Source organism: Rhizobium sp. NPDC092011, assembly GCF_044756305.1.
Classification (GTDB): Bacteria; Pseudomonadota; Alphaproteobacteria; order Rhizobiales; family Rhizobiaceae; genus Rhizobium.
In genome coordinates this window covers 48771-60272 of the sequence record NZ_JBIVSO010000013.1, presented here as the reverse complement: position 1 = coordinate 60272, position 11502 = coordinate 48771, and the positions used below count along the sequence as shown (strand labels likewise).

Below are 11502 nucleotides of genomic sequence, written 5' to 3'. Positions count from 1 at the left end.
TCTCTCCCTGGGATATGGGGTTATCAGGCGAGTTCGGAGGACATGCGAGCCAGGTCCTGCCAAAGACCCTCTGCAAGGCTGCGCCCGACGATAAGTTCGAATCCGCTGTCCTTCACGCGGGTAAGGTGGACGGAAACATGGCCGATCAACGCCACCGTGGAGTTCCCGATGGGAAATGCGGCGGCGTCGAAGTCGACCGCGCTTCCCTTTGCGAGGACGTCCTCGACGGCCGATCCGGCAAGCGATAGGCGAACGCGCCCATGACTCTGGTCAACGGCATAACCTACCGCATGAATACTTGCTTCAAGACTGTCCAGTTCCTCCCGCGCCCAAGCAGTATTCCCGACGAGAAGCCACTCGCCCGGAGCGGCCGGTCGAACCTCGCACTCTTTGTCGGCCGTGAGATCTGCCAGGAGCGGTGCGAGATCACCGGCTCCCCTTCGGGCTAGAATTTGAATGATCGACCCCTCCGGCAAAGCACGAAGATCGACTTGCTTCACGTTGATCGGTCTTAGACCAGCAAGGACGGCCCGATGTTTGATACCAGCCTCAGCCATGGAGTCTTTCACCTTCTGAATCGTAGAAGACCGGGCTGCAAAGCCGGCAGGGAGTGAATTCTTGCTGAAGGCTGTCGTAGGCGATCACCTCTTCCCCATGTCGAGCCGCCCCACGCTTGACCAAGGCCAACCCGATCTTGGAGCCGACATGCGGTGAGAACGCCGTCGAGGTCACATAGCCCTGATCGTTCTCCAGCGTCCACGAAGCATTCTTTTCGAGGATGTGCGCGCCACTCCGGATTGCGGCTTGGTGATCAAGGGGAACGATCCCGACAAGTTGCGGCCGCTCCGGGTCACGGAGGCCCTCGCGCGCCAGCATGTGCTTGCCGATGAAATCCGCTTTGGAAGGTGAGACCATCTTGGCAAAGCCGAGATCAGCCGGAACGACCGTACCGTTAATCTCGCTATGGGTTACATGGCCTTTTTCAATCCTGAGCACGCTGAGCGCCTCGACCCCATAGGGTTGAAGGCCGTGGTTCTGGCCGGCGATCATCAGCGCATCGGCGACGCTCTCGCCGTAACCTGCGGGCACCGCAAGTTCATAGGCAAGTTCCCCTGAGAAGGAGATGCGGAACAGCCGCCCATGAAGTTGACCTTGGAAAAGTGATATCTCCCTAGCGCCGAGGAAAGGAAACGCCGCATTCGACAGGTCTTCATCAACGATCTGCTGCAGGATATTTCGTGACTGGGGTCCAGCAACCGCCATTTGCGCCCAATGGTCGGTAGACGACGAAAGATGAACGTCGAGATTCGGCCATAACACCTGGGCGCAGAATTCGAGATGGTTCAGAACGCCTGCTGCATAGGCTGTCGTGGTGGTGATGAAGAAATGGTCTTCAGAGAACCGGCTGACGGTTCCGTCATCGTAGATCATACCGTCTTCGCGCAGCATGAGGCCGTAGCGCGCTTTCCCGATGGGCAGCTTGCGCAAGCCATTCGAGTACACCCTGTCGAGGAACTCCGCCGCATCTGTTCCGAGGACCTCTATTTTGCCAAGCATGGAAACATCGCAAAGGCCGGCATTCGCCCGAACATTGGTTGCCTCTCGATCGACGCTCTCCCGCCAGGTCGTTTCGTAGTCACGCGGGAACCAGGCGGAGCGATACCATAGACCGGATTCTACAAACACGGCGCCGTGCTTTGCCGCCCAATCGTGGAGCGGCGACTTCCGGACCGGCTGGAAATGCTCCCCATGGTAGGAACCCGCTAGCGATCCGAAGGAGACAGGCGTATAGAACGGGCGAAATGTCGTTGTGCCGACCTCTCTAGGGGACACGCCGCGCGCGTCGGCAAGGAGACCGATCGCGTTCACATTCGACAGCTTGCCCTGATCTGTTGCCATCCCATTCGTCGTGTATCGCTTCGCGTGCTCGACATGGCCATAGCCTTCCTGGACCGCAAGACCGAGATCTCTGTGGTGAACGTCATTCTGAAAATCCACGAAGGCTTTACCGCGGATACGCGGAATCGACCACAAGGCGCGCGCCGGCGGGGCAACAATATCATCCTCGATGGTTCCAAAATCCTGCTGCTCTACGCGAAAACCGAGATCGCCAACGAGACTCGCTGCCTTTGCAGCACCATCGTCCAGACATGCGGCGATCCCGGAAATAGCATTGCAAGAGCCCGCAACGACGAGCCCGCTCAATTCCGGTGCGAGGAATGCCGCATACTGATCAGACCAATCGGGCTTGCCGCCGCGGTGGCAGGCAAGGTGTATGATTGGGCTAAAACCTCCAGCCATTGCCAAGGCATCGACCTTCAGGTTTTCTCTCCGATTGCCGTGCCAGATATCGACTGAAGATAACATCTTGCCGCCGCGGGCGTCCGAAACCACCGCACCGCGGATGACCCGGAATTCACCGAAATATGGCGGGTTCGCGTCATTTCGGCTGTCGATAACGGCAACAACCGGTTGCCCCCTCGCTTCGAGATCGCGCGCAAGAGCATAGCCGCTATCATTCGTCGTGAAGATCGCAGTTCGAGTGCCCGGTGCGATAGCAAAGCGATTCAAATAGGTTCGCATTGCCGTCGCCATCATGACGCCCGGAATGTCATTGCCACCGAAGACGAGCGGGCGTTCCTCCGAGCCGCTGGCCAAGAGCGCCTTCTTGGCAACGATGCGCCAGAGCCTTTCCGCGAGCCGGCCGGCATCGGCAACGCTATCCCCCCTTTGGACACGCTCCACCGCGCCGAAAACGTTACCATCGAACCAACCGAATACGGTCGTACTGGCCAGCACCCGCGCATTGGGGAAGGAGTTCAGCTCGCCCACGGCTTGCCGCACGAATTCCGGGGCTGACACGTCGCCAATCGTTGCGGTTTCCGAAAGAAGCGAGCCGCCAATCATTGCCTGCTCGTCGACGAGCACAACGCGCGCACCTGATCGCGCGGCCGTTAAAGCGGCCGCTATGCCGGTGGGTCCACCGCCGATCACCAAAAGATCGCAATGCGCCCAAGTCTTTTCAAAGCGATCAGGATCCGCTTCGCCCGACGCTTTTCCGAGACCCGCCGCTGTCCGGATCAGCGGTTCGTAGACCATTTCCCAGAACCACGACGGCCGCATGAAGGTTTTGTAGTAGAAACCGGCGCCCAGGAAGGGAGAGAGCAGACCGTTCACCGCGCCAAGGTCGAATTCAAGGGAGGGCCAGCGGTTCTGGCTGGAGGCTTCCAGACCGGCGTACAGCATCTGCGTCGTGGCCCGCGTATTGGGCTCAGAGCGCCCGCCGCGGCCTACCGTAACCAGTGCGTTCGGTTCGGAGGCACCGGCTGTAAGGATGCCGCGCGGACGATGATATTTAAAGCTGCGACCGACAAGTTGACGACCGTTGGCCAGAAGCGCAGATGCCAACGTGTCACCAGCAAAGCCTCGCATCGACTTTCCGTCGAAGGTGAATGCTAGTGGTGCGGCACGGTCGATGAGACCGCCGGCCGGTAGACGATGGGTGCTCATCGAGGGTGTTCTCCTTCGAGCGTAGCATCCCGGCTCGCCTCAATTTCATGGGTTGCAGTGTCGCGGGTGACGATCAGCCAGCGGCGGCATCCGGCCGTATGGTGCCAAAACTCGTCATGACGGCCGCGGGGATTCGTGCGCAAATAGACATACTCGAACCACGTTTCCGGGTTGGCCAGCGTTTCTGGGCGTGGGAGGGCGGCCCCCTTTACCGTGAACTCTTCCTTCGGGCGGCCGCCGCAATGTGGGCAGGGAATAAGACTTGCCATTCGTTCAATCCAGATCGGCAGGGGTTAGTGCAGGTTCGGTTGTGCGCCGCTTCCGGTTTCATCGATCAGATAACCGCGCTCGAAACGGTCGAGCCGGAATGCCGATGCGGTCGCATGCGATGTCCCGCGAGCGAGCAAGTGGGCGAAGCAATAGCCGGATGCCGGCGTCGCCTTGAATCCGCCGTAGCACCAGCCCGCGTTGAGATAGAGATTTTCGATTGGCGCTCGATCGATGATGGGCGAACCGTCCATGGACATGTCCATGATACCCCCCCAGGACCGAAGAATACGAACGCGCGAAAGCGAAGGGATCATCGTCTTCGCCGCCTCCGCGACATGCTCGACGGTCGCCAGATTACCGCGCTGGGCATAGGAATTGTAACCATCGATGTCGCCGCCGAAGACCAAGCCCCCCTTGTCAGATTGCGATATGTAGAAATGCCCCATTCCAAACGATACGACGCAGTCGATGAAGGGTTTCAGTCCCTCTGACACGAAGGCCTGCAACACATGGCTTTCAATCGGAAGTTTGAGGCCCACCATCTCCGCAAGCCTCGACGAATTGCCGGCCGTGGCCAATGCCAGCTTGCCGCAGCCCATGAAGCCGCGGCTGGTCTCGACGCCAACAACTTTTCCATCCTCGCGGCGTATTCCGTTGACCTCGCAATTCTGAATGATGTCGACGCCGCGGCTGTCGGCCCCGCGCGCGTAGCCCCAGGCGACGGCATCGTGGCGAACCGTACCGCCACGGCTCTGGAGGAACCCGCCCAAAATAGGAAAACGCGTGTTGTTGAAGCCGAGGTACGGTGCCATCGACTTCACTGCATCGAGATCGAGCAACATTGCATCGACGCCATGGAGGTGCATGGCGTTTCCCTTCCGAATGAAGGCGTCGCGCTGGCCGTCCGTATGAAAGAGATTGAGCACGCCGCGTTGGGAAACCATCGCGTTGAAATTGAGCTCCCGCTCCAGCCCTTCCCAGAGTTTCAACGAGAATTCGTAGAAAGGATTATTTCCAGGAAGCAAATAGTTCGAGCGGATGATGGTTGTGTTGCGTCCGACATTGCCGGACCCAATGTAGCTCTTTTCCAATACAGCTATGTTCGAGAGCCCGAATTCCTTTGCGAGATAGTAGGCCGTCGCAAGTCCGTGACCGCCACCTCCGACAATGATGACGTCATAATGCGGCTTCGGTTCGGGGCTGCGCCAGGCTGGCTTCCACCATCTGTTACCGAAGAGGCCGTTCGCAAAAATCGAGAGGGCAGAGTAGCGCATCGAAAGATACCGAATATGCTGCGGGGAAATGCAGCGCATCGCATGATGCTGCGATGCGCTGCCGGACATTCGATCAAGCCGGGTTCGAGCCCGCCCAGCCCGAGATCGCCTTGGCTTCGAGGAATTCTTCGATCCCCCAGAGTCCGCCCTCGCGAGCCCGGCCGGATGCCTTCACGCCACCGAACGGCGAACCGGCGCCGCGAGGATTGCCATTCATTTCGATCATCCCGGCGCGGAGTTGCGAGGCGACGCGGTTACGCCTTTCGCCGTCGGTGGATTGGACGTAATTCGACAAGCCATAAGGCGTATCATTAGCGATCCGGACAGCCTCTTCTTCGGTGTCGAAAGGGATGATCGTCAGGACCGGTCCGAAGATTTCTTCCCGTGCGATTGCCATGTCATTGTTGGCGTCGGCAAAGATCGTCGGACGGACGAAGTAGCCCTGTTCATGCCCTTCCGGACGACCGAGACCACCAGCGATGAGACGCGCCCCTTCTTCGATTCCCTTCTGGATCATTTCCTGGACCTTCTGGAACTGCGCCTCCGATGCAAGCGGTCCGATATGGTTGCCAGGCTTGTGGCTGGAATCGACCACGAGGCTTTCCGCAACCGCCTTCGCCTCGTCAACGACGCGATCGTAGATCGACCGCTCTACCAGCATACGCGTTGGCGCATTGCAGCTCTGCCCGGTATTGTTGAAGCAATGGAGGACACCGCGTTTCACCGCTTCCGCGTCCGCGTCGGCAAACACCAAGTTGGCGCCTTTTCCACCAAGTTCGAGGACCACCCGTTTCAGAGTTTCTGCCGCGGTCTTGGAGATCGCGACGCCGGCCCGCGTGGAACCCGTGAAGCTGATCATTTCCACATCGGGATGCGAGGACAGACGCGTGCCTACGCCAGCACCATCGCCATTGACGAGATTGAAGACGCCCTTGGGGAAACCAGCCTGGTCGATATATTCCGCGAACAGCATCGAGGAAAGCGGCGCGATCTCGGAGGGCTTGTGGACCATGGTGCAGCCCGCCAGCAAAGCGGGGATGACTTTGAGAGTCACCTGATTCATCGGCCAGTTCCAGGGAGTGATGAGGCCGACGACGCCGATCGGGTCCATGAGGATGCGGTCGTTGGGAGCATGCGGACCGAGCGGCCGGATGAACTCGAAGTCCTTGAATGCGGTGATGAAGTTCGAGATGTGCCAGGTGCCGGCGCCGACTTGCTTTTCCAGCGCCATGTCGATAGGCGCGCCCATCTCCAGGCTGATTGCCTGGGCCATTTCCGGTGCGCGGCGCTTGTAGATTTCGAGCAAGCGCTCGACCAGCTTGAGACGTTCGGCGGGGGCAGTCTTCGACCAGCTCTCGAACGCACGCTTGGCGACCGCGACCGCCCGGTCGGCGTCGGCGGGGCTACCGATGCTGATAACTGCGCAGGCCTCTTCTGTCGACGGGTCGATAACGGCGAGTTCGCGGGCTTCCAGCGGTGCCACCCATTCGCTATCGATGTAAAACAATTTCTTTTCCAGCATTGCTGTCTCCAATTTTTCGAAAGGAAGGACGTTGCCCGCCGGAAGAGCGGGCATCGATGGCATTAGATAATGAGGTCGATGAGGAACGGTGCCTTCTGCCTGAAGCTCTGCTGCATCAGGTCGGCGCACTCTTCCATTGTGGTCGCGCGTGCGGCCTCGACGCCCATGCCATTTGCCAACTTGATCCAGTCAAGATCGGGGTTCGAGAGGTCAAGCATGCCCATCGCTGTCGGGCCGGGAACGGCGCCGACGTTCTTGTATTCGCCGATCAGGATATTGTACTTCCGGTTATTGAGCAGGATCGTCGTGCAAGGGAGCTTTTCTCGGGCCTGCGTCCAGAGCGACTGCAGGGAATACATCGCGGAGCCGTCTGCCTGCAGGCTGATAACCCTTCGATCACCGCCACCGGCGACCGCTGCGCCGGTGGAGACCGGAAGGCCGTCGCCGATCGCGCCGCCGCCAAGGTTCAGCCAGTCGTGAGCTGGGGCATTGTGCGTGAGCTTATAGAAGTCGCGGCCATAGGAGATGCTCTCGTTGGAAACGATCGAGTTTTCGGGCATCAGGGCCGCGAGGGTGACGGCCAGGTTTTCCTGTGTCGTGGCTCCACGCGCGGGTTCGGGGCGCGGACCCACATCCGGGATCGCCACCTCGGGAGCACCGAGTTCATCGACAAGCGCCTGCAGCGCCGCTACTGAATCTTGGTCGAAACGGGAGAGTACGTGGATCTGGGCATTCGACGGATACTGCGTCGAGGGCTTGCCCGGATAAGCGAAGAAGCCAACCGGCGCTTTTGCGTTCACCAGAACGATATGCTGATACTGTCCCAGCGCCTGTATTGCGGCGTCAGTCCCGTACGGCACGCGCTCAAGCGCTAGGCGGCCACGGCCGCGCTGCATGTGACCATTGGTATAGGTCGCGAGCAGATGGGCCCCCGTCGCCTCGGCGACCCGCCATGCAAGAATCTGAGAGGGAGCCAGCGTCGCCTGATCCGCAAGAAGGATCAAGACATTACGGTTCGAGCGAAGGACGCGTGCAACGTTTTCGACCGCATGGGGGTCGATCGGCGGAGCGGCTGGAACAGGAAGCGCATCAGCCACCACGCCACCCGGGTTCCACGAAGCATCGGCGGGGAGAATGAGAGTCGAAATCTGACCGGAAACGGCGCGGGCATTCTGAACTGCAACCGCCGCATCACGACCTACCTCTGCAACGTCGGTGCTTGTACGAACCCAATGCGAGACAGTCCGCGCCATTCCTTCGGTATCGGCCGTCAGCGGCGCATCGAACGGGCGATGATATGTCGCCTGATCACCGACGATGTTCACGATGCCAGCGCGGGCGCGCCGAGCATTGTGGAGATTGCCCATACCGTTCGCCAGACCGGGACCGCAATGGAGCAGTGTTGAAGCCGGCTTGCGCGCAATCCGGTAGTAGCCGTCGGCCATACCAGTAACGATGTTCTCCTGAAGGCCGAGAACGCAATGCATGCCGGGGATGCGATCGAGCGCTCCGACGAAGTGCATTTCGCTGGTGCCAGGATTGGCGAAGCATGTGTCGACGCCGGAATTCAAGAGGGTATGAACCAGGCTTTCAGCGCCGTTCATCTGATTGGTGGCTGCTTGTGAGGACATATTTCTGCACCTGTTAGTTACGACAAAGGGTTGTAGTGGTAATAGGGAAATCGTTGCGGGGAGAACGGCGCGATCGGGACGCTCGGCTCTCGGCCGGCGACAAGATCCGCGACGATCTCCGCGGTTCTGGGCGCCGCCGTCATGCCGCCCCAGTCATTGAGAAGGTAGTTGCATAGCGCTTCGTCATCGCCAATCACCTGACCCGACGAAGTCTTGCCGCCCACAAGCTGACGCCAGTCGACGAAAGCGTAGAACGTACCGGCCGGTGCCTCGCATGCAAGATTCGGAATGGTGGCGAGTTCCGCCATCACGAGATCACGGCGTTTGCGGTATTCGCTGAGATACTGCTTGACGCTTTCCTGTGGCCCGGTCAGCGCTTCCGCTGCTGCGGCCTGCGCGATGGAGCAGGTGCAAGAGGTGGATTGGCTGAGAACCGCACGAATCGCCTTCATCAGCGGCGCCGGACCGCCGCCATAGCCGATGCGCCAGCCCGTCATCGCATAGGCCTTGGACACACCGTTCACGGTCAGGATCCGGTCGCGCAGATCTGGCCGTAGCTGAGCCGGGGTGACGAAGGGCTCATCCTGATAGATGAGATGCTCGTACATATCATCGACCATGAACCAGACCTGCGGATGGCGTGCGAGCACATCGAGGATAGGTTCGTAGTCTTCCTTGCGATAGATCGAGCCGGTCGGGTTGGACGGCGAGTTGATCAACAACCAGCGGGTACGCGGCGTGATGGCCCGTTCCAGATCTTCTGCCCGCAGGCGGAACCCATCTTCGGACCGTGTTTGCAAAATGATCGGCGTCGCGCCCATCATCTCGACGATGTCGCTGTAGCTTACCCAGTAGGGCGCCGGAAGAATTACCTCGTCGCCAGCCTGGATCGTCGCGAAGAATGCGCTGAACAGGAGCATCTTCGCGCCGGTCGTGACGACGATCTCTTCCGGCGTGAAATCGAGCCCGTTTTCGCGTTTGAACTTTTCGCGCACGGCAGCCTTGATCGCGGGCGAGCCATCGAGCGCGGTATAGTGAGTATCCCCGGCGCGCATCGCCTTGATCGCCGCTTCCTGAATATTCTCAGGTGTATCGAAATCCGGCTCGCCGACATGAAGACCCACGATGTCGCGGCCCTGGCGGCTGAGTTCTGCCGTCGCGGCCATCATGCGAGAGATCGCCGAAGGTCCGACCTTCGACAAGGCGTTCGACGGCTTGAACACCGCGGCGGCCGAAGTATGGATATCTGCCATTGTTAGTTCCTCTTCCAATTCATGGGATACTTCTGCGTACATTCGCCATCGACTGAGATGACGGAACGCTTGACTTTTGATGCGCTCTCATGGCCTCGGCGCCTATCGGAGGGCTGAGGACGCGTGTCGGTGTTCAGGGCTCGGCCGTCGGCGGCCAGACCGTTCAGAATGAGCTCGCAATACTCCATCGCGAAGGAGGAGGCGGGACGGCCATGCCCTGGCTTGAACCAGCGAACCATCCAGTTCAGCATCGAGAGGATCGCGCGGCTTATCGACCGGGAATCCGTATTTCGATAGCGGCCGGATTCGATGCCTGCGAGCACGATCCGTCGAAGAAGCTCTTCGTAGGCGTCGCGCAGTTCCTGCGCTTCTTCGAGCAGCCCACCATTCTCCATGCCGCCGTAGCCCACCAACATCGTGACGAAGCCATGGTAATGCGCTTCGAAGTAGTCGGCGTGTGCCGTCATAAAGCGGCAAAGAGCCTCCGGGGCCTCGTCGTCACCATCAACAGCGATATTTACAGCTTCAAGAAGGCCCTTGAGCGTCCGGACGATGATAGCCTCGTATATTTCCTTCTTGTTCGGGAAGTAATGGTAGATCGCGGCCTTGGTGACGCCGACCGCTTCCGCGACACTTCCTAACGAAGTCCCATCGAAGCCCTCCCGCGCGAACAGTTCGGCGGCTTCGTCCAGAATCTTGCCGCGTGCATTCTCCATCGTGGGTGGACGGCCCTGGCGGCGAACGCGCTCCTTCTGCATCAGAGCTACTTTCGGGTCGTCGCCGGGATACCGGCAACTACGCCCATCTCCAAAAGCTGATCGACCCGATCTGCGCTCAGATCCAGCTCGGCCTGAAGGACTTGGCGGGTATGCTCGCCGACCTCGGGTGGAAGTGTCGGCGGAGCAAACGGACTTTCCGACATGCGCAACGGGCTGCGCACGGAGCGGAAGGTGCCGATCCTTTCGGAAGGAACCGAAACGACAGTGTCCCGAAGGATTGCAACATCGCTAGCGAACGCCTGGCCGACAGTGCGAAGCTCGCCAGCCGGGACTCCGACGGCGCGAAGTTCGGCGAGAAGCTCATGCAGTTTACGATCGCGCAACTTGTCCTCGATGATCGGCAGTAACTCATCACGCGCCTCGGTTCGTCCTTTATTGGTGACGAACCGCTCATCCATCGCGAGATCCGGCAGACCGATGATCTTGCAGAACCGCCGGAACTGTTCGTCGTTTCCGACTGCGAGTGCAATTCGGCCATCGACGCAATCGAACAGTTGATATGGTACGATGCTCGGATGAGCGTTGCCATAGCGCAACGCTTCTCTTCCGGTATTGAGATGACCCGACGCGACGTTGGCCAACATGAACATCGCGCTGTCGGTCAGGCTGATGTCGAGCCACTGGCCCTTTCCGGTGCGTTCGCGCATAAACAGGGCAGCGAGAATTGCTTGCACGGCATTCATGCCCGATATGAGATCGATGAAGGCGACACCGAGCCGCATCGGCTCGCCATCCTTTTCGCCCGTAATCGACATGAATCCAGATTCAGCCTGGATAATGAAGTCGTAACCCGGACGCTCCTCCAGCTCGTGACCGCGGCCATAACCCGATATGGAACAATAGATGAGCCGAGGGTTGATGTCCTTCAGATCGTCATAGGTGAGCTTGAATTTCTTGAGCGAGGCCGGGCGGAAGTTCTCGATCAGGACATCGCTCTTTTTTGCGAGTTCAATGATCAGATCTCTTCCTTCCGGCTTGCCGATGTCGATCGCAACGCTCTTCTTGTTGCGATTTGCGCCCAGATAGTAGGTTGAAACACCCTCCACAGCCGGCGGCATCCACGTCCGGGTGTCGTCCCCGGTTCCAGGTTGCTCAATCTTCAGCACGTCAGCACCGAGATCACCCAACGTCATTGTTGCCCAGGGGCCGGCCAAAACGCGAGACAGGTCGAGAACCTTGATTCCGTTCAGTGCGACGCTCATCGGAAACGCGATCCTTCCTCTATCCGTTTCAACAAAATATCGGAGAAAGGCCTACGCGGAT

At 59.5% G+C, this 11502-nt stretch carries 9 protein-coding genes; all 9 read right to left on the bottom strand.

The annotated features are described in order from the left end of the window. Positions 1-23: 23 nt before the first annotated feature. The 9 genes from ACIQJ2_RS31330 to ACIQJ2_RS31290 all read right to left on the bottom strand — a co-directional run bounded on the left by ACIQJ2_RS31330 (position 24) and on the right by ACIQJ2_RS31290 (position 11441). Positions 24-557 (bottom strand): sarcosine oxidase subunit gamma family protein, encoded by a 534-nt coding sequence (locus tag ACIQJ2_RS31330; RefSeq protein WP_137934788.1) that lies wholly within the window; start codon positions 555-557, stop codon positions 24-26. Continuing rightward, the gene (locus ACIQJ2_RS31325; protein ID WP_151652874.1) at positions 550-3510 is read right to left on the bottom strand and encodes a sarcosine oxidase subunit alpha family protein; all 2961 of its coding nucleotides are present in this window, start codon (positions 3508-3510) and stop codon (positions 550-552) included. The genes ACIQJ2_RS31330 and ACIQJ2_RS31325 overlap by 8 nt, the downstream gene beginning before the upstream one ends. Continuing rightward, positions 3507-3779 carry a sarcosine oxidase subunit delta gene (locus ACIQJ2_RS31320; RefSeq protein ID WP_137934790.1) on the bottom strand — a complete coding sequence of 91 codons (273 nt, stop codon included), beginning with the start codon at positions 3777-3779 and terminating at the stop codon, positions 3507-3509. Before ACIQJ2_RS31320 ends, ACIQJ2_RS31325 begins: the two co-directional genes overlap by 4 nt. A gap of 24 nt (positions 3780-3803) precedes the next feature. Beyond that, a complete protein-coding gene (locus tag ACIQJ2_RS31315) occupies positions 3804-5054 on the bottom strand; it encodes a sarcosine oxidase subunit beta family protein (protein ID WP_137934800.1) in 1251 nt (416 codons plus the stop codon). 73 nt (positions 5055-5127) lie between these two features. Then, a complete protein-coding gene (locus ACIQJ2_RS31310) occupies positions 5128-6576 on the bottom strand; it encodes an aldehyde dehydrogenase family protein (RefSeq protein ID WP_137934791.1) in 1449 nt (482 codons plus the stop codon). 62 nt (positions 6577-6638) lie between these two features. Continuing rightward, entirely contained in the window at positions 6639-8207 is a 1569-nt protein-coding gene (locus tag ACIQJ2_RS31305) for an acetolactate synthase large subunit (protein WP_292855361.1), read from the bottom strand. Between the two features lie 17 nt (positions 8208-8224). Further along, the gene (locus ACIQJ2_RS31300; RefSeq protein ID WP_292855362.1) at positions 8225-9460 is read right to left on the bottom strand and encodes a pyridoxal phosphate-dependent aminotransferase; all 1236 of its coding nucleotides are present in this window, start codon (positions 9458-9460) and stop codon (positions 8225-8227) included. Between the two features lie 2 nt (positions 9461-9462). Then, complete coding sequence (locus ACIQJ2_RS31295) at positions 9463-10218, bottom strand: TetR/AcrR family transcriptional regulator (RefSeq protein WP_081988879.1); 756 nt, start codon at positions 10216-10218, stop codon at positions 9463-9465. Positions 10219-10223: 5 nt separating this feature from the next. Further along, on the bottom strand, positions 10224-11441 hold the full coding sequence (locus tag ACIQJ2_RS31290) for a CaiB/BaiF CoA-transferase family protein (RefSeq protein ID WP_067938298.1): 1218 nt from the start codon (positions 11439-11441) through the stop codon (positions 10224-10226). Between the last annotated feature and the right edge of the window lie 61 nt (positions 11442-11502).

Coding starts and splice junctions, on each gene's coding strand:
- ACIQJ2_RS31330 (WP_137934788.1), bottom strand. CDS start 557: ATGGCTGAGGCTGGTATCAAACATCGGGCCGTCCTTGCTGGTCTAAGA.
- ACIQJ2_RS31325 (WP_151652874.1), bottom strand. CDS start 3,510: ATGAGCACCCATCGTCTACCGGCCGGCGGTCTCATCGACCGTGCCGCA.
- ACIQJ2_RS31290 (WP_067938298.1), bottom strand. CDS start 11,441: ATGAGCGTCGCACTGAACGGAATCAAGGTTCTCGACCTGTCTCGCGTT.
- ACIQJ2_RS31310 (WP_137934791.1), bottom strand. CDS start 6,576: ATGCTGGAAAAGAAATTGTTTTACATCGATAGCGAATGGGTGGCACCG.
- ACIQJ2_RS31320 (WP_137934790.1), bottom strand. CDS start 3,779: ATGGCAAGTCTTATTCCCTGCCCACATTGCGGCGGCCGCCCGAAGGAA.
- ACIQJ2_RS31315 (WP_137934800.1), bottom strand. CDS start 5,054: ATGCGCTACTCTGCCCTCTCGATTTTTGCGAACGGCCTCTTCGGTAAC.
- ACIQJ2_RS31295 (WP_081988879.1), bottom strand. CDS start 10,218: ATGCAGAAGGAGCGCGTTCGCCGCCAGGGCCGTCCACCCACGATGGAG.
- ACIQJ2_RS31305 (WP_292855361.1), bottom strand. CDS start 8,207: ATGTCCTCACAAGCAGCCACCAATCAGATGAACGGCGCTGAAAGCCTG.
- ACIQJ2_RS31300 (WP_292855362.1), bottom strand. CDS start 9,460: ATGGCAGATATCCATACTTCGGCCGCCGCGGTGTTCAAGCCGTCGAAC.